This is a genomic window from Gelidibacter sp. F63206, assembly GCF_023015735.1.
In genome coordinates this window covers 1-24,910 of record NZ_JALKAU010000074.1, presented here as the reverse complement: position 1 = coordinate 24,910, position 24,910 = coordinate 1, and the positions used below count along the sequence as shown (strand labels likewise).

At 39.4% G+C, this 24,910-nt stretch carries 21 protein-coding genes and 1 pseudogene; 10 read left to right on the top strand and 12 right to left on the bottom strand.

Annotated elements, in window-relative coordinates; all coding sequences use genetic code 11:
* Window positions 1–359: 359 nt before the first annotated feature.
* Window positions 360–1,346: a hypothetical protein gene (locus MWU32_RS03955; protein ID WP_246937994.1), complete on the bottom strand. Its 987-nt coding sequence runs from the start codon at window positions 1,344–1,346 to the stop codon at window positions 360–362.
* Between the two features lie 961 nt (window positions 1,347–2,307).
* Here MWU32_RS03955 and MWU32_RS03950 point away from each other — a divergent pair.
* The 4 genes and pseudogenes from MWU32_RS03950 to MWU32_RS03935 all read left to right on the top strand — a co-directional run bounded on the left by MWU32_RS03950 (window position 2,308) and on the right by MWU32_RS03935 (window position 5,168).
* A complete protein-coding gene (locus MWU32_RS03950; protein WP_246937992.1) occupies window positions 2,308–2,706 on the top strand; it encodes a BfmA/BtgA family mobilization protein in 399 nt (132 codons plus the stop codon).
* Between the two features lie 37 nt (window positions 2,707–2,743).
* Entirely contained in the window at window positions 2,744–3,775 is a 1,032-nt protein-coding gene (gene mobB, locus MWU32_RS03945; RefSeq protein WP_246937990.1) for a MobB family relaxase, read from the top strand.
* A 15-nt stretch (window positions 3,776–3,790) separates the two neighbouring features.
* Window positions 3,791–4,287, top strand: a pseudogene (locus MWU32_RS03940) (type IV secretory system conjugative DNA transfer family protein); the annotation flags it as partial.
* A 230-nt stretch (window positions 4,288–4,517) separates the two neighbouring features.
* Window positions 4,518–5,168 carry an N-acetylmuramoyl-L-alanine amidase gene (locus MWU32_RS03935; RefSeq protein WP_246938006.1) on the top strand — a complete coding sequence of 217 codons (651 nt, stop codon included), beginning with the start codon at window positions 4,518–4,520 and terminating at the stop codon, window positions 5,166–5,168.
* Window positions 5,169–5,268: 100 nt separating this feature from the next.
* Here MWU32_RS03935 and MWU32_RS03930 read toward each other — a convergent pair whose 3' ends face one another.
* Entirely contained in the window at window positions 5,269–6,180 is a 912-nt protein-coding gene (locus MWU32_RS03930; RefSeq protein ID WP_246937988.1) for an IS1595 family transposase, read from the bottom strand.
* A gap of 63 nt (window positions 6,181–6,243) precedes the next feature.
* A complete protein-coding gene (locus MWU32_RS03925; RefSeq protein ID WP_246937986.1) occupies window positions 6,244–7,341 on the bottom strand; it encodes a HigA family addiction module antitoxin in 1,098 nt (365 codons plus the stop codon).
* Window positions 7,342–7,885: 544 nt separating this feature from the next.
* On the opposite strand from MWU32_RS03925, the gene MWU32_RS03920 reads away from it, so the two are divergent.
* The 3 genes from MWU32_RS03920 to MWU32_RS03910 are packed head-to-tail and all read left to right on the top strand — an operon-like array spanning window position 7,886 to window position 10,107.
* The gene (locus tag MWU32_RS03920; RefSeq protein WP_246937984.1) at window positions 7,886–8,548 is read left to right on the top strand and encodes a multiubiquitin domain-containing protein; all 663 of its coding nucleotides are present in this window, start codon (window positions 7,886–7,888) and stop codon (window positions 8,546–8,548) included.
* The gene (locus MWU32_RS03915) at window positions 8,523–9,680 is read left to right on the top strand and encodes a ThiF family adenylyltransferase (RefSeq protein WP_246937982.1); all 1,158 of its coding nucleotides are present in this window, start codon (window positions 8,523–8,525) and stop codon (window positions 9,678–9,680) included. The genes MWU32_RS03920 and MWU32_RS03915 overlap by 26 nt, the downstream gene beginning before the upstream one ends.
* Window positions 9,670–10,107, top strand: a complete 438-nt coding sequence (locus MWU32_RS03910) for a DUF6527 family protein (RefSeq protein WP_246937980.1) — start codon at window positions 9,670–9,672, stop codon at window positions 10,105–10,107. Before MWU32_RS03915 ends, MWU32_RS03910 begins: the two co-directional genes overlap by 11 nt.
* Before the next feature lie 101 nt (window positions 10,108–10,208).
* On the opposite strand, the gene MWU32_RS03905 is transcribed toward MWU32_RS03910, so the two are convergent.
* The 5 genes from MWU32_RS03905 to MWU32_RS05400 all read right to left on the bottom strand — a co-directional run bounded on the left by MWU32_RS03905 (window position 10,209) and on the right by MWU32_RS05400 (window position 12,973).
* A complete protein-coding gene (locus tag MWU32_RS03905) occupies window positions 10,209–10,871 on the bottom strand; it encodes an ATPase (RefSeq protein WP_246937979.1) in 663 nt (220 codons plus the stop codon).
* Window positions 10,855–11,640, bottom strand: coding sequence for a hypothetical protein (locus MWU32_RS03900; RefSeq protein WP_246937978.1), 786 nt, complete (start codon window positions 11,638–11,640; stop codon window positions 10,855–10,857). The genes MWU32_RS03905 and MWU32_RS03900 overlap by 17 nt, the downstream gene beginning before the upstream one ends.
* 3 nt (window positions 11,641–11,643) lie before the next feature.
* Window positions 11,644–11,928, bottom strand: a complete 285-nt coding sequence (locus MWU32_RS03895; RefSeq protein WP_246937977.1) for a helix-turn-helix domain-containing protein — start codon at window positions 11,926–11,928, stop codon at window positions 11,644–11,646.
* Between the two features lie 272 nt (window positions 11,929–12,200).
* On the bottom strand, window positions 12,201–12,470 hold the full coding sequence (locus MWU32_RS05405) for an RteC domain-containing protein (RefSeq protein ID WP_262914709.1): 270 nt from the start codon (window positions 12,468–12,470) through the stop codon (window positions 12,201–12,203).
* Window positions 12,467–12,973 (bottom strand): RteC domain-containing protein, encoded by a 507-nt coding sequence (locus tag MWU32_RS05400; protein WP_262914708.1) that lies wholly within the window; start codon window positions 12,971–12,973, stop codon window positions 12,467–12,469. The genes MWU32_RS05405 and MWU32_RS05400 overlap by 4 nt, the downstream gene beginning before the upstream one ends.
* A gap of 722 nt (window positions 12,974–13,695) precedes the next feature.
* On the opposite strand from MWU32_RS05400, the gene MWU32_RS03885 reads away from it, so the two are divergent.
* From MWU32_RS03885 to MWU32_RS03875, 3 genes are all read left to right on the top strand, one after another.
* Complete coding sequence (locus MWU32_RS03885; protein ID WP_246937976.1) at window positions 13,696–14,676, top strand: AraC family transcriptional regulator; 981 nt, start codon at window positions 13,696–13,698, stop codon at window positions 14,674–14,676.
* 89 nt (window positions 14,677–14,765) lie between these two features.
* Complete coding sequence (locus tag MWU32_RS03880; protein WP_246937975.1) at window positions 14,766–16,241, top strand: MauE/DoxX family redox-associated membrane protein; 1,476 nt, start codon at window positions 14,766–14,768, stop codon at window positions 16,239–16,241.
* A gap of 82 nt (window positions 16,242–16,323) precedes the next feature.
* On the top strand, window positions 16,324–16,590 hold the full coding sequence (locus tag MWU32_RS03875) for a hypothetical protein (RefSeq protein ID WP_246937974.1): 267 nt from the start codon (window positions 16,324–16,326) through the stop codon (window positions 16,588–16,590).
* A gap of 56 nt (window positions 16,591–16,646) precedes the next feature.
* Here the strand turns inward: MWU32_RS03875 and MWU32_RS03870 are convergent, their stop codons facing one another.
* From MWU32_RS03870 to MWU32_RS03855, 4 genes are all read right to left on the bottom strand, one after another.
* Window positions 16,647–19,247, bottom strand: coding sequence for a prolyl oligopeptidase family serine peptidase (locus tag MWU32_RS03870; protein WP_246937973.1), 2,601 nt, complete (start codon window positions 19,245–19,247; stop codon window positions 16,647–16,649).
* An 11-nt stretch (window positions 19,248–19,258) separates the two neighbouring features.
* Complete coding sequence (locus MWU32_RS03865) at window positions 19,259–20,644, bottom strand: RagB/SusD family nutrient uptake outer membrane protein (protein WP_246937972.1); 1,386 nt, start codon at window positions 20,642–20,644, stop codon at window positions 19,259–19,261.
* Between the two features lie 4 nt (window positions 20,645–20,648).
* Window positions 20,649–23,642: a SusC/RagA family TonB-linked outer membrane protein gene (locus MWU32_RS03860; protein ID WP_246937971.1), complete on the bottom strand. Its 2,994-nt coding sequence runs from the start codon at window positions 23,640–23,642 to the stop codon at window positions 20,649–20,651.
* Window positions 23,643–23,819: 177 nt separating this feature from the next.
* Window positions 23,820–24,284 (bottom strand): hypothetical protein, encoded by a 465-nt coding sequence (locus MWU32_RS03855; protein WP_246937970.1) that lies wholly within the window; start codon window positions 24,282–24,284, stop codon window positions 23,820–23,822.
* Window positions 24,285–24,910: the final 626 nt, after the last annotated feature.

Here is a 24,910-nt window from a genome sequence, read left to right as displayed (position 1 = left end):
ATGATTCAATTAAAAGGGTTCCTGCTTTTATCCCGAATCAATTAGAGTCGCATCAACTTGGTCCAATAGAGAGTTAGTTGTAATAAAACATTTGTCTCTACACCAAAGGTCTCTATTCGCGCTTAAATGGCGAAGGATGTCCTGATCTTATAATCGAATAGCTTGAGGAATCAATAAGTTTCGCTTTTTGTTTGGCATAATCTCTGTAAGGAAAGAAAACTACATTCATTTTTGATCACTCACAGATTGGATTGCACAATTACTCCGAAATGCTCGACCTAAAAAAGGGCTTAAATGAGTTCGTTTTTTCTGCATTTATAAAGGTTGTACAACACTTACCATTGAAGTATGATGTGTCTTTATTCAGTTTGTATTTTTTTTAGGTCTAATATTCCGCTAAACTTTTTCTCGTAATTTTCTTTTTCCATAAATGGATAAGTTCTGGTATTATCTATATGTTCTCCTTTCAATAACTGATAAAAGGAATTGTTTGAGTTAGAGCCTTTACTTTTCTTTGTTTTATCTAAATTAAAAATCTTCGTAATTGAATTTGCGAATTTTCTTCTATCTCCAGTTCTAATTTCTGCTATCCATTCTTTCTTCTCTAACTCTAATATTAGTTCGCAAAGTTCTTGTTGGGAGCCATTCCATTCTATGCTTGAACTTTCATTCTGTATATAGATTAGTTTGCTTTCAAAGTTTATATTGTCCGTTGAAATCGTAAGTATACTTAGTCTTTGTTCAATAAATTCAATTAACATTTCTAAAACCAAATCTGAAATTTTCTTATCAAGTCTGATGCTCCAAAATATGTCTATTTGTTTTGTTTGATCCTCTAGGATGCTTTTGTAACGTTTTAAAATGTTGAGTAAAATTTTGACTTCATTATTTACTCCGACGAAATAATGTTGTTTCATCGTATTGGAAAGAAAGTTTTCGTAATTATAAATTAATGAATGTATGAATTCATCAATGAAAATTTCAATGGTTTCTAAATTGTTTTCTGGAATAAACGTCTGTCTTTTGTTTAAAATTTCTTTTTCCTTTTGCGGCGAAACCGCTCGATTCATATCAACCAACTCATAATAAAATTCAAAAAATTCGGTTGCAAAATGTGAAATGCCTATTTCATTAGATGAATTTTCTATAGTTAATGGAAAGTTTTGAAAAGTTAGAGAATAGTGGCTTAAAATTTCTTCTTTTTTAAAGTTATTAAGTGGCATTTTACGTAATAAAGTCACATTAAAGTCTTTTTTACAAAGAATTTGGTTAATATTATTCAGCTGCCTTTCGAAATGAAGCTTATCTATTATCATCTTTTGTTTTTGTGCAAGATAGAGTTTCATAACTTTATTGTCAACTACATCACATTTACGGTAGTTGGTTTAATTCACCATAAGTTTACATTAATGATTTGTTGGGTAGAATTCCCCTAATCTAGTCAATTACATATTTACGCTGGAGGATTCCGCAGAAAATATTCCCAATCTGCGAGGAATAATCTATGTCTTATACACGACTAAAATGCTGTTGTTTTTCTACTTAATTTCTTATTAAGTTGTTTGTTATTGACTTTAGAGAATGAAAAATTTACACTTTCAGATTTATGTTCTTCTGCGGCTTTATGCTATCTTCATAGTTTTCAATATTTTTAGCAGTCTAATTATTTTCAATTTCCTGTAAAATCAACCTGACATCTTCGCAGATTTGAATGTTACCCATTGAAAGTTGGTCAATATCTCTTTTTTGAAATCCGAGAATATATAGATGATCATTTTATGACTCTTGTATTAACTCCCGGTTTTCCAAACAATTCAGTTTCAACCAGACAGGATTTAAGTAAATCTTATCTCAAATTATTTAAATAAGTCCTCTCCAATTCAAAGTTTTTGATAATTTATTTTTGTTCAATTATTTTCCATTCAAATAAAAAATGTATCTTTATTTCGCTGTCATACAGCATAATGATTTTATATAGTTATCCATTGTTGACTTTCGCTGATAACTGTATCCATCTTAATTTTGCATTTTGGAAATTATAAATTTCCTTATGGGCAATTGGCTCCCGATATATCAGGATTAGCTAGATTGTATGAAGTTTTGTCCTGAGGTATCGGGACGAAATGGAATAGCAAGAGGGTAACGGGCAAAGCCACGTTACGTATTCCTTTTCGCAAATAAACCATTGAATTTCAAGCACTTGAAAATTAATGGATTATATAAATTTCTTCTATTTGCGTCAAATGCCCTCAAACAGCCTGTAAACAGGGATGGATTTACGTCAAACACAAAAAAAAGCGAAAGAAAATGGATTCATTCATCACTATCAGGTTCAAAAGGAAAACCGCTAAACGTTTTCAAGAATTTTCAAAAAAGCACTTCAAGACCCATACGGAAACAATGGAAGCTATTCTTGATTTTTTCTTCTATAATGAGATATCGCCAAAAGAAAAATTAGGTCCTACTGGACGAACCATAGAAGCCAAGTTACTCAAAAGAATCAATGCAGTAATTGCTATAATGCGAGATGTGGAAAAGACGCAAACCAAACCAACGGTCGCTATGATTCAATCCTTATTTCAAACCGAAGAACCAACAAAAAAACCTTTGATATTGGAAAAGAAATATGCCGAAAAAAATAAGGAAGTACGCTTTCGCGAAATCGAGGCTACGAGATTCACGACCAAAGGGAGAGCGGAGCGGTAAAAGCAAAATCTTAAAAATGAACTTTGAATTATAGACGATGTATATCACAATCACAGCTCAAAAAATGGGAGGTAATTATTCTAAAAGTTCGGCTGATTTTGTGGGTTATCTGGAGAAGGAAAACCAAGGACTGGAACAGCAGGATATGGAGCATTTTTTTAATCAAAATGGCGACGAGATTTCAGCAGAGGAAGTGGTTAGGGAAATTGATGGCAATACGGCAAAACTCGAAAAGCACGAACCACGGTTTTATTCTATTACCGTAAGCCCATCTAAATACGAACTGAAACGGTTGCAGAACCATAGTGAGGATTTGCAAAAATACACCCGTGAGATTATGAAGGATTATGTGGCTTCGTTTAATCGTGAAATCAATGGACGACCGATAACCATAGACGACATAAAGTATTATGCAAAAATTGAACATCAGCGAACATTTAAAGGAACTGACTTTCAGATAAAAGAAAACCAACCGTATGCCACAAAAATACTTCAGCTTAAAACTGAAATCCGAAATGTGCAAGATGGGCGAGCAGAAGGGAATGTGAAAAAATTGGAAAAAGAAATTGTGAAACTCGAAAGAGAAGCACCACACCAACAGAACGGAAAACGAATCGTACAAGGAATGCCAAAGGCAGGAAACCAAAGTCATATCCATATAATTGTGAGCCGTAAGGATGCTTCCAATAAATTCAGCTTGTCCCCAGGAAGTAAATACAAAGCTTCGGACGTTGAATTAAATGGTAAAACGGTAAAACGGGGATTTGATAGAGATGGTTTTTTTACAAAAGCAGAAAAGACTTTTGACAAGACATTTGATTATCAAAGGAACTTCGCAGAAACCTATAAAGCAAGAAAGGAGTTTATCAAAAATCCTAAAATCTATTTTGCGTCGTTGATGAAACTGCCCACCGATGAAAAAGCATTGGCATTCAAAATAATGGGCAAAAGTGGCATCCCGATGATGCCGAGTATTCCCGTTTCACAGGCACAATTGGCAATGAAAATTTTTAATAGACTACGACGTGGGGCAGAAGTGGCCATTAAATCGAGTTCCATCGGAATCTAATTTGAAATCATGCAAATGGACAATCTCGTAACTGTACTTTTTATTATTGGTTTGGCCAGCAGTGTTTTCTATGGAATATTTCGGATAAGCAGATATGCATTTGTCGTCAATTTTCTATTGATTAGCGCTTTTGTATATTATTTAATTGAACAATTACCATTGGTGCAAGTAGCACTTTATTTTGTTTGTCCTCTGATTTAATTAATATAGGGATGTATGTTTTCTTGCATAAAACGGACAAACCTAAAAATGGGAATGCCAAATATCAGGTCAATTTTGCCACTACAAAAGGTAACTTTAAACTGGACAACATCAAACGTGGTGCATCAATCATTGGTTCTGCCGGAAGCGGAAAGACCGAGAGTGTGGTCTATGGATTCCTGAAACACTTCCAAAAAGAAGGTTTTTGCGGAATTATCCACGATTACAAAGATTTTGAATTGACCGAAATGGCGTATCCGCTTTTTAAGGATAGCGATATTCCGTTTAAGGTCATTTTCTTTGATGAAATCACATAGTGAAATAAAAGCTGCGAAATAATTTGATTTTTTCATAACGGAACAGTTTAGATTTTTGATTGTTTTCGTTAATGGAAATATACATATATTTGTTTATAAATCATTGATAATAAAATGTTTATGAATAAAATAATATTTGATTCCATTTGAATTCCTTTACTATTATTTGGTGTTAAATTTTATGGGATTTCGTATACTGCTTGTTGATAACCTGAAAAATGAAAATGAAAAAAGTGCTCCAAAACGTCAGTTTTGTCATTTTGCTTCTAAAAATGTGTTTCATTTTTGGACAGGAATCGGCAACTCAAAAAATAATAATTATAGATGTTGGACACGGTGGAAAAGACTCGGGTGCCATCGGAATAAATGGCATCCAGGAAAAGGATGTTGTACTCGATATTGCAAATGCTATTTTAAGGCTAAATAATGAAATGGAAAATCCGCTCGATATCTATTTGACCAGATATAGTGATACGCTTATTTTGTTGTCGGATAGAACAAAACTGACGAAGGCATTGAAAGCTGATTTGTTTGTATCGTTACATTGTAATCATTCTTATAATCCGAATGCGAGAGGTGTTGAAGTTTATGTTGCAGATGCAACACCCAAATATTCAAATGATGCCACATGGTTTGCTTTTCAGTTGCAAGCTGCACTAAATCAAAACTTGGGTTTTGAGAGTAGGGGTGTTAAGTTTTCTAATTTTCAGGTGTTGCGAGAGACTTTAATTTATTGCCCTTCTGTATTGATAGAATTGGGGTTCCTCACGAATATTGAAGAGGCACGTTGGTTTTTGATATTGAAAAATATAAAAATCGCCGCTCTGTCTGTTTTACAGCCAATATTTAATTATTTAAATCGGGAGCGGTTATGAAAGAATTATACGTCAAACTAATTAGGATATTAAAAAAGATTATTGCAATAGTTATGACAAATAAAAATTGTTGATTAATTTACTGTATATCCGTTTTCACTCATAATCCCGTTATATTGGCAATTACAAGCCTATCGAAGATTTTCTCACCAAAATATCTACGATTGAGCTTGTAAACAAATTCGTTGAGATATAACTGTAGATATTTTCTCTTTATCTTGTGATAATTGCCCACAAAATTGCGCTTGGCATTGCTGATTGCTATGTGCACCCACTTCAATGTCTCCTTCGTTGTTTGTTCGCTTGATTTCTCGCTGATGTGCAGTTCCACGTAATCAGCAATGTTGACATATGATGTGCTCTGGTCCGTAAAGACAATGGTCTGTTCTTGGGCAATTGCGTTCAGGAGTGTTTGATCTGTACCATCCGCTTTATGGTCTTCCAGCACTTTTGCCTTGAAGTAACGGCATTGCCGTTCAACCTTTCCCGTGTCCAGATCCTCAAGGATCGTACTCTCTGCCATCACCATCACATTGGACTTCGTCTTGCTTCCCCGACCTGATTTTTGTGTCCTATGCTCATTTTCGGAAGCCTCTATGGTAAAATAGCCCTCATCCATTTCGATCATTCCCTCCAAGGTATATCTGTCATCCCTCTTTCCCATTGCTTTGCGCAGTTTATGGACCATCGCCCAAACAGGCTCGTAACGTTTTAGGCCCAACTGGCGCTGTATCTCTTTGGAAGAAAAGCCCTTTTTGGTGGCCGTAAGCAAAAACATGGTCTTGTACCAGGTAAGAAAGGACAGATTTGAACTCTGCATGATCGTGCCGCTGCGAAGGGAAGTCCTGCTCCTGCATTTTTTGCATTCGTAGCTCCACTGGCTCTTTATCCAATAATGCTCTGTATGGGAACAATTTTTGCAGGCGACACCAATCTTATCCCGCTCTTCTTTAAAATGCATGCGGCATGCTTCTTCACTGCTGAATTCGGCCGAAAAACTAAAAATATTCATACCTTTATTTTTTGTCTAAAATACTCAAAATTTATCATTATTAGTGATTGCGGATATACAAAATTAATTTTCTTCAAGTTTATTCATCTCTGTAATAGTAGATCTTTTTCGATAATATTCATTATATTCATAACATACGCGACCTCTAACGATACCTGGATGTATTTTATGTTTTTTCGAGAACTCTAAAATAATGTCATCGTTAAACTCTTCATTTAATGTTATGAAGTCGCTCCAAGTATTTTGTTCAATTAAGTTGTTTCTTGCATAATTGTTAGCTTCGAATTCTACAATTTCTGTATTTGAACTGTTAATGAAAAACTCCTCATTTTTTAATTCTGGTCTATCTGGATGGGTAAGGTGTTCGAAAACATGACCCAATTCATGGAATAACGTAAAAGCAAAGTTATCAAGTCTTTTGTACTTCAAAGAAAGAACTATAGTTGGATTATTTTCAGAAATGAAGGACTTTCCATCCGCGGGGGTTTGAGGTGGACGATTTAATGTAAAAAATATAATTCCATACTTATTCAGTATTTTCTTTGTTTCATTGATTACATTTTCATTTTCATAAAAGCACTTCTTTAATTCTTTCAATAAAAGTCGTTCGTTAGAACGTTTGAAGCTAGGAACATTTTCTTGTTTCGCTTTATATTTTGCCATCAAAGACCACGCGATTACATTGTTTTTATTTTCGGAGAATTTAGATGACTTTCTAAAATATGTTGGATTAAATTCATTCACTCTTTTTTTAAGGCTACTATAGTCACTTACATCATAAATTTCAAATATTTTGTTAAGATCGTCTGAAGTGTTAATACCTATATTTTGTTTCTTAAAAAAGGGCAAAGGAACAATTCCTCCTTCTTCAATGTCATTCCATTCTTTAATCGACTTTGTCTTTTTAATTACATCTTTGTCATTTTGAGCTTGATATAAATTAAATTTCATTTGTTCCGTTAGCCAGAAATTAGCATCCTTAAATCCTGCTGATTCAAGTGCTATGGCTATGTGAACATTAATGTTTCTATTACCCTTTAATATGTTGTTAAGTAAAGAATGAGCTACGTCAATTCTTGAGGCTAAATCTCGTTGGCTCAAGTTCCTTTCATTCAGCATATTATCAAGCAAGATACCTGGGTGAACGATTTTATTTGGCATAAAAGGTTTTTATTTATAAAAGTATACAAATATAGTTATTAACTCCTTGTTATCAATTAATTGTTAATAACTTTCTTTGTGTTTTGTTGATAAGAATTGAAGACTTTATATAATTTGGAAGTAGTTTTAACTTAAAAATGATTTATGTTTGTTTGATAATTAATAAATTTGATTTGTTTAAAATAATATTTAACAAAAATGTTATCAAGTAAATTAAATTAACGATATTATTTAATATCTTTGTAAAGTATAATTAAAAATAAGAGTTGACATGAAATGAAAAAATCCAATCTGTTGTTAGAGCAACAGATTGGATTAAGAATTTTTAGGAATAATTTTGTCTTAGTCTGGTAAACTAATCTTCAAAAGGCTTGTCACCTAAATTGAAGGATTCCTTTTTGTTTTATAATGTTATAACAAATGTATAGTTTTTAAAATTCTAATACAAGGGTCTTAACATAATATTTACCTGAATAGTTCTAACTCAAACTGTTTTTAAAATGTAGAGTTGAGTCAAATTATGTTAAAATAAAAACTATATATTATGTATAAATTTAAAATTAATAATGAAAGATTTGAATCCAGCAAATCGAAAATAACTGGACGTGAATTATTGTCTGTTGCACAATTATATCCTGCGGAGGATTATGAGTTGCTATACAAAATCAATGAGAAAGGCTTTACTCCTATTCAATTAGAGGAAATAGTTGATCTAAAAACAGCAGGTATTGAAGGTTTTGAGGCTAAACCTTATAAAAATCTGAAAATAAGGGTTGATGATAAGCAATATGATGTAGAATATTGTTTTATGACTCCTATTGAGATAATGGAAGTGGCTGGCATTAATCCTAAGCAATTCTATTTGACTGAGATTCGCAAGGGTGACATAGAAGTATCGTTCAAAGACGATGTTGAACATAAAATAGCAATTACGAAGAATTCTTGCTTTATTTCATGTGGAATCGAGGAGGTTATTAATTGTGTAATTGTTAATAGTAAACCAAAAGATTGGTTGAAAAGCACTATCTTTTTTGAAGAAGTTGTAATGCTTGCTTATGGCAAGATTTCTACTAATCCAAATGTGATTTATACTGTTAATTACATTAATGGTGTCCCGAGTAAACCAGAGGGCAGTATGCTTAAAGGTGATATTGTTTCAGTAAAAAATAAAATGATATTTAATGTTACAGAAACAAACAAATCATAGTCTTGGTATTAAAAAACTTCGTAACGATGATTATGAGGTAGAGATAGTTGGAAACTTTCTCTTAATACATAGCGTTCCTTATTTGAATGCTAATAGGGAATTGGTTTATGGCACGTTGGTTTCCAGCGTGTCAACTCCAATACCTGATACTCATGTTGTTTATTTTATTGGAGAAATACCATGTGGTATTGACGGTAAGCCAATGAATCAGTTAATTAACAGTAGTCATAGACATGATTTGGGAAATGGAATTATTATAGATCATATATTTTCTCATAAACCAAACCCAATGTATCCTACATATTACGAGAAAATGGTAACTTATGTAAAGATTCTTTGTGGACAAGCTCAACATTATTTTCCAGATGCAACGGCCAAGACTGGTAGAGTAATAGAGACAAAGCAAGAAGATTCAGTTTTACATTACAGTAATACTAACTCTTCCAGAGCAGAAATAGATGTTGTCAATGAAAAACTATCTGGTATAAGGATCGGAATTGTTGGTTTGGGAGGTACTGGTTCTTTTATTCTAGATAAAGTAGCAAAAACCTTAGTAGGTGAAATTCATCTGTTTGATGGAGATAGGTTTAAACAACATAATGCCTTTAGAGCACCTGGTGCAACTACAAAGGAGAGAATTGACTTAAATGATTTTAAGGTTGATTATTTTACAGAAGTTTATTCACAAATACATAGGAAAATAATTCCTCATTCGGTCTACATAAATGAAACTAATTTAGGTTTATTAAATAAATTAGATTTTGTTTTTATTGCTATTGATATTGGTGAAATTAAAAAGATGGTTTTTAAGAAATTAGAAGACTTAAATATTCCGTTTATTGATTGTGGACTCGGTATTGAAAGAGAAGGGAATGAGTTGATGGGTATTGTGAGAACGACATTAAGTACTCCTGAAGAAAGAGGACATGTTTACAATGGTTTAGTAAGCTTTTCCAATGGTGAGGATGATGATTACAAAACAAACATTCAGATAGGAGATTTGAATAATCTGAACGCTATTTTTGCTGTGATCAAGTGGAAGAAATACTATGGATTCTACAATGATCAAAGATTAGAGTATAATAGTAATTATTCGGTTAATGTAAATACCATTTTTAATAATGAAGTTTAAATATCAATTTGTTGAGTTCATGCCAGATGTCATTCAAGAGCGTGTTATTTATATTTCATTAGAATACAAATCAGTAATTCATAAATGTGCTTGTGGGTGTGGTGAAGAGGTCAATACACCATTACATCCAACAGGCTGGAAAATGATCTACAATGGTGAAGATATTAGTTTAAAGCCATCTGTTGGCAATTGGAGTTTTGATTGTAAATCACATTATTGGATTATCAATAGCAAGGTTGAATGGTCATTGAAATGGTCTGATGAAACTATTCTTAGAGTCAGAAGGGATGAAGATATTACAAGACAAGAGTATTACAGAAATAAAAGTTCACAAATATTAGTGAATGACTCCAATGAATTGAAGGATCCGCTGGTTTCAAAACCAATAAAAACGAATTGGATTCAAAAATTCCTCTTTTGGAAGTAGATTCGAAACCCCAGTCGAAAGAGTGGGGTTATTTTTGATATAATTAAGTTTAATCGTTTTTTTAAGGAATACTCTGAGATTAATCAGGTTGGAGCAGTGAATTATACTCTTTTATCTATAGCCTTCTCATCAAACGCAATCAAATTAAACAATTCCCGCATTCTGCTCCGCACCCGGTGGCCATAGTGTTCTTCAAGTTCATCAGCACCAAGATTGGTGGTGGCGTGGGTTTTGACTTTCTGTTTGGTGTCCAGAAAAAGTTCATATCTGGACAATAATACTTCACCCATTACATTGAGGTCTTTACCATAGAATCGGCCCATAGGCTCTACGCCCAGATCATCAAAACAATAGGACTTGCTGTTCCCATAATCTTCAACCGTTTTGAAGCCAAGATGATTAAAGCTAAACGCGACATTACGGGAAGGAATGACTTCGTAAGGCCGTTGCATCGGTACGATAAATCGCAAGAGTTTCATCAGAGTGGTCTTTCCACATCCCACAGGTCCGGAAAGAAGAATGCCCTTATGTATGTCAATATCGTTCTTTTGACAATAGTCCCTGTCCTTGATAAAATAATGGCACAGCTTGCGGATGACGCGAAGATCCTCGTCGTAAATTTTAAAATGGTTACCAAACAGTAATTTCCCTTTGACATCCAGGTAGGTCAGGATGAGATCAAAATCATAGACCACCGTTTTGCCATCAAAGGTGCCAATGGAGTATTCCACATCATCTTCAACAATTTTACAGGGGTTGTCCATAATCTTTGTATTTGGTGGTTTTTAAGTTGTCCTTAAATTGGGACGGTGGCTTTGTGTTTGCTTTACTTTCTTTTTTGAATAACTCAGCTCTGTCCATCCAGTGCTTGGCAAGAGCGCGCCAATCGCGAATGGTGTTGCCATCACTTGTTTTCCAGTTTCGGTCTTGGTAATGCTCAAAGAATTTTTTTCCTTCATCAGCATGACCACCTTTTTCAACAAAAAAATCAATAACGGCCTGCCAGCCCTTTGGTTGTTTATTATTGTTTATTTGTTTGTTACTGTTTATAGTAGATCCCATTGTAAGTCCGCTGGTGGGACCATACCGTCCCAAACCAGGTTCAGTCTTGGGACGGTACCGTTCCGCAATCTGTTCCAATAGGGGACTGTACTGTCCCGAAGTAGGTTCATTCTCGGGACGCTCGCATCCCGTAACCGGTTCAATGTTGGGACTGTTTTGATCCTGAACCGTTTCATCCTCGGTCCAGAAAACTGACATCTTTATTTTGCTGCCCTTATAGGGACTGTTGGATGGATAATACGAGAGATATTCCCATTTATCGAGATCTCTCAAGCACCGATGATATGAGGATTTTGAGCCTATTTTTGATGCGGTCATCAGATCTCTTCGGTTCACACTGAACTCCTTCGCAAATCGGTTGCAGTTCCATTCTTGGAACAATGCCAAATAAAGACTGATATGGGTGGGCTTTAGGCGGTCATCCAAAAAGAACTTTTCAAAAGCCGCATTGAGTAGCTTTATGTAATTCATCTTCTACGAGTTTAAACCGTGCTGTACACGGTTGGCGGTCATCACATTTTGTATTTCTTGGGAATCGTAGTAGATAATGCCCCCAATTTTTGTGTAGGGCAACGTGCCATTGATGCGAAGATTCTGTAATGTTCCTGGACTTACTTGCAGCAAATCCATGACCTCAGAAGATTTGAGGTATCTTTTTAATTGCCCTTTAGATTGTTTGGCTAAAAGGGTTTTAATAGCATCGAGCAATTCCATTTTGAATTCCCGAAGATCGTCGGTGGTAATAATACTTGTCGGCATAATAAAAGGGTTTTAGAGAAAGGGACCATCGTATTAATTTCAGATAATTTGACAGCCCCTGACTTGATTTGACTTTCGTTATGCAAATTTGATCGCTTTTATTGTCAAAGCATCAATAGTCCATCCAGAGGTGGGAGATATTTATTGTCATAGAATTTGACGTGTTTTATTGGATGAAGAAAAAGAAGCACAGGATTTCTGCCTTCAAACGGTATCAAAAGCTATGCGGAAAGCGATGGATTAATTTTTCCCAAGTTGGGATGACCTATGGATTATTCGTCTGAATCTTCGAACCGTCTGTTCAGGGAGTCCGTCAGTTTGTCCATAAATTTAGTTTTACTCGATTTTCGAGCTCTGATTTCTATAAAAGTGTGGTAGTAGTTGCTTAGTTCAATATTGAACATCTGCTCAAATACTGAAGCCAGTTCTTTGATGTCCGCCGTACCACTATTAATTGCGCCACTACTATGTAGGGCGTAGATCAATTCAATTAATTCGGTTTTGTTTCCCGTCCAAAATAGTTTTGACGATGTGTTTTTCATTGTATTTTGGTAAACACTGTTATTTCTTTCTGATTTTTCAATTTCCTGTTGTAAACATCCACGAAAGAATGGTACGACTCAGTGGGCGATCGGAGATCGGTCTTGCCCCTCGTAAAATATTCCGTATCCAGGGTGGTGGCACCTCTACGATAATAATGGTAGAAATCCAGATTGTCATTAAAATAGACCTGCAGTTTGTTAATATGGGCACTGAGATATTTGATCTGGAATTTAGAACTGCTCCTGGGACGTTTACTTTCAATATTGAACAGTTTAACATAATAGATGAGTTTGCTGAAAATTTGGGGTTTAATATGTTTGAAAAAGCTGATTTCCTCTTCAGGGTTATTGAACCCCATTTCCAATACTTTTTGGCGCAATAGCTTAATGAATTTTTCAGTTGTTGAAATGCCGTGCTCTGCTTTATATAAAACATCTTCTGTTCGGAACTCCATAATATCCAGGTGCATCTTGTATTCCGATATTAATTCTTGGTATTTCATTTCCTGTAAACCAAGATCTTTGTTTATTTACACTCTAACAATCCCATAAGTTCCAGGTTATGATTTTCTATTGGCAATATCCAAAAATTGTTGTGTTTGATTTTTGACATATTATCTATTTTATTAAACATAGAATTTAATGTCTTTTGTGCGATATTGGAGGGTGGAAGAGCGCCATAATCCGTTTTAGGCAAATTTTACTCCGTTTTGGGCTAAGATTAATCCCTAAAAGTCAATTGCTGCTCCGTTTTGGACAAAAGTGTCTAATTTAATTTCTTTAACTTTATACTGAAGAAACCAGTTTTTTAATAATTGAGATCATATTTATTGAAAATGAATATGCGACCTATACAATTAAGGATGGTATCTTTCATGTTGAATATAAAAATGTCACTTCGGACTTGTCTGCGGCTGTCAGCATTGTTGAAGATAGGTTCACCCTACAGGAGGGGCAGAGCATTCCTGTATTGTGCGATATACGTAAAATAAGAGAGATCAATAAAACAGCGCGTATCTATTTATCAATAGAAGGCTCGTCGTTTATTAAAGCCGTGGCATTTATAGTTTAGGCCCCTGTTTCAGATATGTTTTCAAAATTTTATTTACGCACGAGTAAACCACCAATACCTACAATGGTCTTTGATTTGATAAGCGAAGCTTTATTGTTTTTACAAAAATATAAGTGATAATTGGGATAAATATCTAAAAATAAATAGTTTATTATGGGAGAATTTGACAAACAACGGGTAAGGAATGTTCATAATATGATATTGGAAATGGCCTCAGGTAATTTTCATTATCAGATAGAGCGTTCTTCAAAGGATGATGATCTCGAGTCAATCATTGTGGGGTTGAATATGTTAGCTGAAGAAATTGAGGCTAACATGGTCCATCAGGGTTTTGCTAATGCCAATACAACCATCATGGATATTGTAAAGATGGGTTTCATATTGGATGAGAATGGAGTCGTTGAAATGGTCAACGGTCAAGCAGGTAAAATGCTCTCTCTGCCAGTGGATAATATCGTAGGAAAATTGTTTGAAGATTTTCTGACAGATGATTCGAAGACCATCTGGAAAAGCAAATGGAAAAGCATAATCAAGAAACCAAAGCTTGAAGGTTCTATCCATTTGATCTTTAAGCGCAAAAATAATTTTGAGGTTCCCAAAGTTGTGCATTTTGCCACCTTTAGACACAGGGCAAATGAAAGCAGGAAACTATTGATCACCGTGGTTCAACATTCCTATTATCAGAAAAAGTTGAAATCGGAATTAAAGAAAAGGGTCATTAACGGAAAATACCAACGGGTGTTAAATGATACAAGTTTACTATCCAGAAAAAATAAAATGGTGTTGACCTATGGAGATATCCAAAAGATTAGAGCTGCACATAATATCATTTTCAACAATCCCCAAACCGATTTTCCATCACAGAAGGATTTTGCCCTTCAATTGGGAACGAATGAGTTCAAGTTGAAGTATGGCTTTAAAGAGCTCTATGGGACCACAATCCATAAATTCATCATACAAGAGCGACTCCGAAAAGCGCAGGTAATGATACAGTATACGGACCTCCCCTTTAAAACTATTGCGCACAAGTCGGGGTTTAAGAGCCAATCCCATTTTTCAAGATTATTTAAGCAAAGCTTTGGATACACCACAAAAGAATTGAGAAAGAACACCATCTCCAAGGGTAAATCATAGGGTTTCTGGAAATTAATCCCGATTAGGCAAATACTTTCACGTTTTCGTATAATTTTAGTTTGGAACTTTACCATATCAAATCAAATGATATGTTAGTTCCAAGATCTCTTCGTGAAAAAACACCCTTGATTGTCAGTCTGCTGTTCATTGTGTTATTTGTGTATGCAACAGTGAGCAAGCTATTAGATTTTGAAAATTTTCAGATGCAGATCGGACAATCTCCAATATTGAGTGCTTTTACGGCATTTGTATCTTATGGTGTGCTCCTTTTGGAAACCCTTGCGACAGTTTTGCTCTCCATTGCAGCCACTAGACGTTTGGGCCTTTATCTTGCCCTAACCTTGATGGTACTGTTCAGTCTTTATATCTTTATCATATTGAATTATAGCCCTTTCGTGCCATGCTCCTGTGGCGGGGTTCTGGAGCGCATGAGCTGGAGCCAGCATTTGCTCTTCAACCTTCTTTTTGTAATGTTTGCAGCAATTGCGCTATATGTATCCACCAAACGGTATAAAAAAATAACCGTATGGATGCTCTGTATAATTTTGGCCTGCTCACTAACTATGGTGCTTCTATTCAGGGCCTCCGAGACCATAACCCATGAACGGAACAATTTTATAAGACGCTTTCCGCAGCACAGGGTCACCTTGAAAAATTCGCTGGACCTTGGCCTGAATTCCTATAAGGTTGCTGGAATTGACAGTACACATATCTACCTTACCAATACCACGGGGCCCTTGCATATCAAAGTGCTGGACCATAGCCTTGAGATCCAACGGGAATCAACAATAACGTTGTTGGATGGGGATATGTTATTTAGGTCGCCTAAGGTTAGGGTGGTGGCTCCGTATTTCTATTTTATGGATGGCAACATCCCGATCATCTTTAGGGGTATGACCTTGGACTGGAAGGTCAAGACGCAGGAGAGTGTACAGGGCTATTTTTTAAAAATTGTGCCAACGGAACACAACAAATTTGTAATGGTTGCTCGTGAGAGTAGGACCAATGAGAATGTGCTAGGCCTGATGAAAACAGGTGATACTCCTGGCTTGGTACTGTCCAGGGAACTATTGGTTAAGCAGGTGGACGGTGTCTTTGACACGGACGGCATGCTCCTGTACAACAGGCAGCTTGATAGGATCATCTATACCTATTATTATAGGAACCAATTTATTGTTGCGAATGGTAATCTTAAACTGGATTATAGGGGAAAGACCATAGATACCATAAGTAAGGCGGTGTTGGAAGTAAGCAATACTGTCTCGGGGTTGGTGCGCAAACTATCTGCCCCACCCATGTTGGTGAACAGGAATACGGCCACTTATGGCAACCATCTTTTTGTGCAGTCAAAGGTCATGGGGCTCTATGAACCAGAATCGTCTTGGAAGCGCAATTCGGTGATCGATATCTATGACCTTACCAATGGATCCTATGTATTTAGTTTTTATGTCACAAATGTGTCCGGGGAAAGCCTATCAGAATTTTATGTTCAGGGCAAACTGTTGGTGAGCTTGATTGGAAACCATATCAGGGCTTATAAATTGGATTTTGAGTTAGACAGATAAGCCCCTATAGACATACTACGTAGTTCAGGACAAGCCGAAAACCTGTCAATAGAGTAGGCGTAATTTTTAAATTTTTATTATTATGAAAACACAATTTAGAAAATTGATGATGCCCATGGCCTTTGCACTGGTTGCAGCCATAGGCGCCTTTGCGACCGGCAACGGTGCGCACGATGGCACGGCCCTTGCTGATAGGCAGGGGTTCCAGAAAGTTGGGGACTCGTGTATCCCAACAAAAACGGAATGTTCCACAATCGAGGTGCCGTTCCTTTGTACGGACGGTGTCAACACCCTGTATGACTTTAACGGGACCTCCTGTCCGGATGTCCTTTACCAGAAAATGGATTAAGGAAGGGTGATTAAAAGTTCAATGCCGGGAATGTAGTTTCCGGCATTGTCCATTTCTTACAATCCCATTTCTTCTGGAATCGGGATTTTTTTCAGGTAATAATCGAACCAGGCCTTTGTTTTTAGGGTCAGGTCCTTCTGGAACTTTGGCGTGGTTATGGCATGGCCCTCACCTGGGTACAGGAGCAACGTATGTTCTTTTTTAAGGCTCCTTAGTGCCAAGTGCAGTTTCATGCTTTCCTGGGGATCTACCTGCGTGTCCCTTGTTCCCGTGACGCTCATTAAAGGGGTTGTAATATTTTCGGCATAAGTGATCGGAGAATTCTCTACAAAGCCTTGAAAATCATCGTAAAGTGATGCTCCCATCCGTTTTTGGTGCGTCTGGTAGCGCCACATGTTTGAACGTGTTCCCTTCTCAAGGAATAGGGAATTTCCGACCAGATCGACATAGCCACAGCCAGAAACGGCAGCGGCAAATGTATTGGACTGGGATACGATAAAGACAGTTTGGTAACCGCCAAAGGAATACCCGATGAGCCCAATATGATCTTTGTCCACAACTCCCATGTCCACCGCTTTTTTAACGGCCGCCTCCACACAATCCACTGCCGAAGGACCGGGCTCTCCATCTTGATAGGTAATATCGGGGTAGAGTACCAAATACCCGTCTGTGGTATAGATGGTCGGGCAAAAGCCATTGGTGTTGTAGACCGTAGGATTAAAATAGTTATGGAAGTATTGGGATTGCGTTTCATAGATATTGACCACCATGGGGTATTGCCGCCCTTCTATGTACCCCGCTGGGTAATGGAGCACGCCCTGGAGCTGATCCCCAGCGCTGTTGGAATAGGCGATGAGCTCCGTTTTGCCCCAGCCATAGTTTTCCTGTTGCGTATTGGTCCTTACCAAACTTTCACTATTAAAATTCACGTCCATGTAGAGGAGCTGTGGAGAGAGGTCTGCACGTTGTAGGGTATAGATGAAGTTCTCGCTGTCTACCGCCTTTTTAAGGTGTGCCAGTTTAGCCTTTTCCATTACCATTTTTTTGAGCCTCCCTTTTGAGGTATATCTGTAATAGCCCATGGACTTGTCGTTTAGGTCAAAGCTTTCAATGACGAGACCATCCCCAAGGTCAAAGTTTAGGCCAATGGGATCATAAAGACTGAATTGCCTTTTTTTCCTATTGAGATCCGTGACCACCCTATAGCGTATATTTTGGGACTTGCCATCTGTGAGCAGTATCTGTTCTCTGCCGTTCGGAGAGAGCAGCCATATATCATATTCGGAATGGACGATGAGAAATTTACTGTCCGTAGTCCATCCCGCCACCCCATGGGAAGGTTGTTCCGCGCCGGGATAGCTCTTCTGTTCCAGATCATTGATGTTGGGAGAGAGCAGCACATGGTGACCCGTCGTGAAATCAAAACCCCACCACTGTCCGTTTTTGTAATAGTTGATATACCGACTGTTTGGGGATGCCCCAAGGAACCCTGTCTTGTAGGATTGGTGTCCAACAATGAACTCGCGATTTCCCGTTACCAGATCCATGACCCAAAGATCAGTTGGACCATAAGATTCTGGTTGTGGTTCATAGCGGTGCGGATCAAAGACGATAGCCTTTTTTTTGTCCGCTGTCAGGTAGGCACCATAGCGTTCATTGTCCATGATTTTAAGGAGACGGTCTGTTTTGGGAAACCAGCTCGATAGCTTTGGCCTGGCCTTGGGGTTTCCCTCCAAAAGGTTCCTTGGGTATTCCAACCTGTCTGTGCTGCGCCACACCTGTACCCCCTCTTCAGAAAGGTTTGATTCTTGCTCGCCCTTAAGGTAAAAGATGAGGTTTTCATTGTCAGGTGCAATGGCCAATGGGGTAAAGGAACGGTTGTACAGGATGGTCTTTCCAGAGACAGGGCTGGAGGGACTGGTTGGGTCAAGGATAAAATGCCCTGTGGTATGTGCAAGGTCCTTTATGAAATGGATCCTGTGATTGGGTGCCTTGGCCCCAATTTCAATGAGCTCTTCCAGAAAGGCCAGCGCATCACTGTCCTGGTTCCAGACCAGATGCTTACGGGGCAATGGGTCATTTCTAAATAATACTTTAGCCCCACGTCCACGCCCGGGATTTAACAAGGCCACTGTATTGTCGTTGAGGATATAGGCCACTTTGTTACCATTGGGACTGACTGTGTATTCCTTTATCATGCCTATGTTGGTCGTCCTTCCCGATGCCAGTTCCAGGATTACGAGTTCTTTGCCTTTCTCCATCACCTTCTCGAAAAGCACAAATTTGGAGTTGCCCATAAACTGGCCTGAGATGGCCTTATTCCAAACCATTTGTTCGCCCTTTGCAAGGTCCATCAGAACCATGGAATTGGGCTTAAAGACCAGAGCCCATTTTTCATCACCGCCGAAGCGGACCTTGTTGCCTTGGGGAAAGGTATGGATCTTTTCGGTTTTAGTACCCTTGACAAAAAGTGTGTCGATACCGCCATTATAGGTCAATCTATAGGATAGCCATGTCCCTTGGACGGATAGGTCTCCCGCAACAAGGGTGCTCCATCGGTCGTAGTCTTCCATGGTAAGTTCCAATTTTGCCTGCTTTTGGCAATGTGCCATGGAAGCACTGAGGAGCCAGAGGAGTAGAAATGCTTTTAGTGCCATAGTCTTAAATTTCAATATCCTGTATTTTGTGGCTCCAAGTTTGGGTTGAGCAGAAGTTCCGATTCTGGAAGGGGAAACAATAGATTTTTAGGCCCCCATGCCGGTTTTATGGGTGATAATGCCGCCTCTGCCATCCCCTTTCTTTTGAGGTCCAACCAGCGGTGGCCAAATTCTGTAAAGAGCTCCAGCTTTCTCTCCTGTTGTATGTCGGCGAGCAGTTCTGTTGTTGTCTCGGCAGTGGAGTCTTCAAGGCCTGCTCTGTTCCTGATGGTATTGAGGTCCTGTTTGGCGCCATCAATGTCCCCAATATTGGCACGGGCCTCCGCCCTTATCAGGAGCTGTTCCTCCAGGCGCAAGACAATGGAATATTCCTCTGATACGCCCGTATTCTCTGTCAGTTTATATTTGTAGGGGTGGTACCAGACCTGTGAGCCGTCCGTCACACTTTTGATCCAATGTTGCCTTCGCAGATCGTTTTCTGTAAAGCTTGACACCAGCTCCTGATTGAGCGATGCAATGGCAGGTGGGCCACTTGAAAAACTGAAGATCTTTCCCTGCAACGTATTAGCCCCTGAAACTCCAGGATGCAGTTGCCAAATGGTGGCGGTGCTGCCCTTTAGGAAAACTGCGTCAAGATTGCTCTCAACGGCATAAAGGGCGGTTTGCCCAATTACGTCAGCGGCATACATCTCCGCCAGGGACCAGTGTTCCAAATACAGGTGCACCCTTGCCAAGAGTGCCCGTACCACAGCCTTGTTTGCCCGTACCCTGTTTTGGGCAGGATATTCATAAGTCAGTTTTAGATCGGCTTCCTCCAGATCGCTGATGATATTCGCCATGACTTCACTTGAAGGCAGCCTCTTCGCCTGGGCGTTGTTCTGGTAATCCGTTGTGGTGATGTAGGGGATGTCGCCAAACAGGTTGACCAGATAGAAGTGGAGGATTGCCCGAATGAAAAGCGTCTCTCCCTGTAATTGATGGGTAGCGCTTTCGGGGATTTCTGGGGAGTTTTCAAGTCCCTCCAATAGGGCATTTGCTGCATAGATCTGTGCGTAGCTATTGCTCCACAGGTCCGCTATGTAAGTATTTGAAGGTATTACGCTGTTGGAATAGAAACTTTCAAGGGCCGAGGTGCCCGTGCCGTAATATTTCAGCTCATCGGCATAGAGCCCGAGGACCATACTGGTTCCATCAGTATTTCCCGTCAATACCCCACCGTTCCTTAGGCGTGCATAAAGGTCAGAGAGGGCTGCTGTGGCCGTGGTTTGGTCTTCATATACCGCGGGTCCCGTGAGCTGTGATTCTGGGAGGTCGACCTCAATGAACTTATCGCATCCCACGAGCAATAGGCCAAGGATGATTGTAACCATAAAACTTATAGTAAATTTTGTCTTCATAACATTAAAAATTAAAGATTGTACCCATAGTCAATTGTCTCAACGGGGGCAGGAATGTCAGGGATTGGTTCTCTGGATCTGCTCCCTTATAATTGGTGATTGTCCATAGGTTTTGGCCCTGTAGATAGATGCTTCCAGTAACAGAACCGAGCAGTTTTTTAGGAAAGTTATAGGTCATACTGAGGCTTTTCAGTCTGACATATGAAGCATCTGAAATGGCAGCATTACTGGTCCTGTGTCTGAAATAGGCACTAAAGACCTGAGAGTTCAGTCCCGTTGTATAACGCTGGATCTCGGCGTTCTCTCCATTGGCGGGCCAATGGTCCAAAACCTCAATAGGCATGTTGGTCATAGTCCCTGGAAGATTGGATGAGTAAATGTAATTGTGGCCATCCTGTCTGACAAACTGGAACAAAAAGTCGAGCTCCCAGTTTTTATAGGTGATGCGGTTGTTGAGGCCACCGAACCATTGTGGGGACACGTCACTGATATATTGGCGGTCTGCCGAGGTGATCAGGCCGTCATCATTGTAGTCCTCAAACTGATAGATGCCCGAGTCTGCGTCAATGCCAGTAAAATGATAACCCTTGATGATATCCACTGGTTCCCCGATGACATAGGTGTTGGCATAGGTGGAGCCTTCCAGACCATCAAAGCGCAGCAGTTTGTTATTGGGGATGGTCAGGTTGGCCGTGGTGCTCCATGAGAAGGCCTTCTTGTCGATGTTGAGCGTGCGCAGTTCCAATTCAAGGCCCCTGTTGCGTATCACGGCATCCAAATTGGCCTGTATATTGTTAAAGCCCGTAGTTGCGGGAAGGGGGATACCGACCAGTTGGTTGGAGGAACGGTTGTTGTACCATGCCGAACTTAAGAATACTCTGTCCCTGAAGAGTCCCAGTTCTATAGCGAGCTCTACCTTGGTGTTGGTTTCCCACCCAAAGTTTGGACTGAAGAGCCTGGTGGGCTGTAGGCCGGCCACCCCATTATAGAGGTTGTTGCTTATGGAATAGGTATCCAAAAACTGGTAGTCCCCAATCTGGTCACTGCCAGTGGTGCCGTAGCTGCCTCGAAGTTTTCCAAAGCTCAAAAAGGAGGATTTATCGAGAAATTTTTCTCTTGAAAAAATCCATGCCGCTCCTATGGCTCCAAAATTAGCAAACCTGTTTTTTGGACCGAACCTGCTGGAACCGTCGCGCCTGCCGGTGATGTTGGCAATGTACCTATCTTTAAACCTGTAGTTGACCCTCCCGAACACCGCTTGGTACCTGTACTCTGAAAGCTGATCTGACAGTATTTGAACGATGGTGGCGGCCCCGATACTGTTGATCAGGCCGTTGCTCGAAAAGCCCGTGCCCCTTTGGGTCAGGATATCTGAACTTTCCGATTGGAAGGTAGTGCCCAACAACACTTCCAGCTCATGGTCCTGCCATTTATGTTTCCAGTTGAGCTGTGGCTCTACGATCCATGAGTTTCTTTTACCGCTGTTCAACGTAAGAATGGAACTCCTGCTACTAACCCCATAGACCGGATTGTAGACCGTAGAGGGGAGGGTACGGGCCTCATCAAGGTTCAAATCGTTGTAGCCCAAACTTGTCTTGAGTTCTAAATTTGGTGCCACACTATAGCTGAGGACCGCATTGGCAATTAGGTTTTTAGACTGGTTGCTGTATTTGCCCAGGCCATTGGCCAAAGGATTTTCAAAGGTGCCATTTTCCCAATTGAGGTTGCCGTTTCCATCATAGAGGTCGGGCGCATTGGGGGCGAGACGATAGGCCTGTGCCGTAAGGTCATTAGCCTGGATGGTGCTCTTGTTATTGGCATAGTTTAGGTTAAGGTCTACCTTGAACTTGTCATTGGAGGAGCGGTGGGAAACGGAACTTTGTACGGCAGCCTGGCTGTAAGTGTCATCACCGGGAAACACGGTAGACTCCGTCCTGTAGGTGCCGCTCAACAGGAAGGTGGTATTTCCGTTGCCCCCTGACACGCCCGCCCGTAAATTTTTAATGTATGACGTACCACCGATAAGTTCCTTTGCCCAATCGGTATTTTTGGTTGGGCTCCACGCACCGTTGATATCATATGCATTGGCCGGGTAGGCCGTGACCCCATCATTAGCATAGGCCTCACGCCGCATTGCCAGATACTGCGCTGTATCCATCATGTCCATTGTGGCCGTTGCCTTGCCCAAGCTTGTAAAAGCTTGCAGGTTAAAGGATGTCTTTTCCGAAGTGCCACTCTTGGTGGTAATAAGCACCACACCATTGGCACCACGTGAGCCATAAATGGCGGTGGCATCGGCATCTTTTAGTACTTCAATGCTCTCTATATCTGACGGGTTGATGCTGTTAAGGGGGCTGGTTGCACTGGCCAACAGTCCACTCGATGTTAATGAACTGCCCAAGGACTGTGAATTGTACGGCACTCCATTGACAATATATAGGGGCGCATTACCATTGTTGCGCAAACTGTTGATCCCCCTTATCTGAATGTTGAAGCCGCCCCCGGGAATTCCTGAATTTTGGGTGATGTTGACTCCGGCCATGCGTCCTTGCATTGCAGCCAACGGATTGCTTATGGGTTGTTTCTGAATCTCCTTAGCCGTAATCCGCGCAATACTCCCCGTTTTCTCCCTATCGGTAGTGGTGTAGTAGCCGGCATTAATTTGTACTTCGCCCAAGGCGGTTGCATCTTCTTGCAGTGAAACATTTATGTTTGTACGGTTTTGAATGGGAATGGTAAGCGTTGTATATCCCAAATATGAGATTTGAAGCGTATCAGTTGGTCTGGCAGTAATAGTATAATGCCCATCAAAGTCTGTTACCACACCGTTTGTAGTGTTTTTAATAATAACATTTGCGCCAGATATGGGCAGGTTGCCGTCAGTAACCTCGCCAGAGACTAACAGGTCCTGGGCAGAAAGGGTCATGGAAATACTAAGTAAGAAGAGACAGCAGACAAAAATACGCCGCCACCTTACTGATTTATGATTTTTTGTCATAGTTTTGTAATGGTTAAAGTGATAGATTAATTTTAACTTTTGGCCTGCTCCAATGTCGTGGTAAACTGGGAGCGGGCTTTTTTTATGCCGTTTTATGTTGTTACAGCATCGGTGATTTTTTATAGTTATTATATCATAGGCAACAGGTTTTAATAGGGAAGAGGGGCCACTGAGTTGTTAGCAAAATCCGGTAAACAGTAGCCCTTTCCCAAAGACTAATTCTAGCTGTTCGATTTGTTGATTTAGTCGCAATATTTTGGTCTTTTCACGATCTGTAGTGTTGTAGTAGCCGGTATTGATGACCATCCCATACACGTTTGGGGTATCATGCTCTAATACATGGTTGATATTACGCTTTCCGTAAAGTGCATTTTCCATGGCTTTACAGCACATGTAGTTTCCGTTAAGGGCAGTGACGGTGCCACGTTTGGTGTCGTTCACTATTGGAGTGGCCCCCGCCACTACCAATCCAAGTACCTCTGTTATGGTCCTGTAAGCTCCATTTCGTTGGATGGATTTATTTGTGAAAAACGCAAGCGCCGTTGTGTTTTTGGCTATTAGTGGGGGATAAGAAGCGGCGATTGCCACTGAAAAGAAACACAATAGAAGGCGCCTACGTTTGGTTATATGTTTTAATGTCATAAATTTGTCAGATTAATTGTTATAATTGATTTAATTTGACCTCCTGAACGATTGTGCCAACATTTGTAGGGAGGTTTTTTTGTGAAAACTATAGGTGCATGGGCTCCATTTTTTTTAAAGTTAAATTGGGAAGTTGCCGCATATGGTTTGGTGCATAGCGGCAGCTATCCCAAAGACTAATTCTAACTGTTCGCTATGTGGCACTGTCTTTTATAGTGCTGCCATGTTCTTAGGGATTTAGAGTTTGCAATTGGCGATAGCGAGGTTTTTGTTGCAAACTCCAGTTGTAGCGTATCTCAATGATGAGGTTTAGGCTTGGTCACAATTGATTTTTCATGCGTGTTTTGGTTTTAAATTGTTAGTCCTGTTTTATAAACGCCTGTGCTGTCCTCTGATTAAGGTAAAACCTCAAAATATTTGGAAAACGTTAAGATTGATGCTACTTTTAAACTGTCGATTATTAAAATGAGCATCAATCTGGGTTTCTTCCAAAAAAAGGGAAACCTAAGGCGGTTTTGGATTTTGTAATGTTTGGGCTTAATACTCCCTAACATTGCATTACCTGTTGTAAGTATGATTTTTTTTGAAGCCGTTTTCCTGTCGGAACGTAGTGGGGAGCTACTGGC

Coding starts and splice junctions, on each gene's coding strand:
- MWU32_RS03955 (WP_246937994.1), bottom strand. CDS start 1,346: ATGAAACTCTATCTTGCACAAAAACAAAAGATGATAATAGATAAGCTT.
- MWU32_RS03950 (WP_246937992.1), top strand. CDS start 2,308: ATGGATTCATTCATCACTATCAGGTTCAAAAGGAAAACCGCTAAACGT.
- mobB (WP_246937990.1), top strand. CDS start 2,744: ATGTATATCACAATCACAGCTCAAAAAATGGGAGGTAATTATTCTAAA.
- MWU32_RS03935 (WP_246938006.1), top strand. CDS start 4,518: ATGAAAAAAGTGCTCCAAAACGTCAGTTTTGTCATTTTGCTTCTAAAA.
- MWU32_RS03930 (WP_246937988.1), bottom strand. CDS start 6,180: ATGAATATTTTTAGTTTTTCGGCCGAATTCAGCAGTGAAGAAGCATGC.
- MWU32_RS03925 (WP_246937986.1), bottom strand. CDS start 7,341: ATGCCAAATAAAATCGTTCACCCAGGTATCTTGCTTGATAATATGCTG.
- MWU32_RS03920 (WP_246937984.1), top strand. CDS start 7,886: ATGTATAAATTTAAAATTAATAATGAAAGATTTGAATCCAGCAAATCG.
- MWU32_RS03915 (WP_246937982.1), top strand. CDS start 8,523: ATGTTACAGAAACAAACAAATCATAGTCTTGGTATTAAAAAACTTCGT.
- MWU32_RS03910 (WP_246937980.1), top strand. CDS start 9,670: ATGAAGTTTAAATATCAATTTGTTGAGTTCATGCCAGATGTCATTCAA.
- MWU32_RS03905 (WP_246937979.1), bottom strand. CDS start 10,871: ATGGACAACCCCTGTAAAATTGTTGAAGATGATGTGGAATACTCCATT.
- MWU32_RS03900 (WP_246937978.1), bottom strand. CDS start 11,640: ATGAATTACATAAAGCTACTCAATGCGGCTTTTGAAAAGTTCTTTTTG.
- MWU32_RS03895 (WP_246937977.1), bottom strand. CDS start 11,928: ATGCCGACAAGTATTATTACCACCGACGATCTTCGGGAATTCAAAATG.
- MWU32_RS05405 (WP_262914709.1), bottom strand. CDS start 12,470: ATGAAAAACACATCGTCAAAACTATTTTGGACGGGAAACAAAACCGAA.
- MWU32_RS05400 (WP_262914708.1), bottom strand. CDS start 12,973: ATGAAATACCAAGAATTAATATCGGAATACAAGATGCACCTGGATATT.
- MWU32_RS03885 (WP_246937976.1), top strand. CDS start 13,696: ATGGGAGAATTTGACAAACAACGGGTAAGGAATGTTCATAATATGATA.
- MWU32_RS03880 (WP_246937975.1), top strand. CDS start 14,766: ATGTTAGTTCCAAGATCTCTTCGTGAAAAAACACCCTTGATTGTCAGT.
- MWU32_RS03875 (WP_246937974.1), top strand. CDS start 16,324: ATGAAAACACAATTTAGAAAATTGATGATGCCCATGGCCTTTGCACTG.
- MWU32_RS03870 (WP_246937973.1), bottom strand. CDS start 19,247: ATGGCACTAAAAGCATTTCTACTCCTCTGGCTCCTCAGTGCTTCCATG.
- MWU32_RS03865 (WP_246937972.1), bottom strand. CDS start 20,644: ATGAAGACAAAATTTACTATAAGTTTTATGGTTACAATCATCCTTGGC.
- MWU32_RS03860 (WP_246937971.1), bottom strand. CDS start 23,642: ATGACAAAAAATCATAAATCAGTAAGGTGGCGGCGTATTTTTGTCTGC.
- MWU32_RS03855 (WP_246937970.1), bottom strand. CDS start 24,284: ATGACATTAAAACATATAACCAAACGTAGGCGCCTTCTATTGTGTTTC.